1 protein-coding gene is annotated in these 298 nt (G+C 75.2%); it reads left to right on the top strand.

What is annotated here, in order from left to right:
• On the top strand, positions 1–298 hold a 298-nt coding region (locus QN357_RS19385), incomplete at both ends, for a DUF222 domain-containing protein (protein WP_323505455.1).

The following is a 298-nucleotide window of genomic DNA, read 5'->3' as shown; positions in this document are numbered from 1 at the left end:
GGGCGGCCGCGGTCTACACCGCCCAACGGGTGCTCGCCGATGTCGGCCGGGCCCGGGCGGAGGCCGCTGAACGCGCCAGCGGCCTGCGCCCGCCGTGGTCGCCGGAGGAGGCCACGAAGGAGGAGTTCACGTGCGAGGTCGGCGCCCTGCTGCGGCTCCCGCGCCGGACGGCGGAGACCCTGATCGAAGCCAGCCGCACCCTCGCGGAGGACCTCCCCGTGACCCGGGATGCCCTGGCCTCCGGGGTGATCAGTTACCGGCACGCGCAGGTGATCATGGAGCAGGCCTGGGGCATCCG

It is taken from the genome of Cryobacterium sp. RTC2.1, assembly GCF_035018685.1.
In the GTDB taxonomy this organism is placed as follows: Bacteria; Actinomycetota; Actinomycetes; order Actinomycetales; family Microbacteriaceae; genus Cryobacterium; species Cryobacterium glucosi.
Note: the sequence above shows the minus strand (reverse complement) of the source record. Positions and strands in the feature narration are given on the sequence as shown.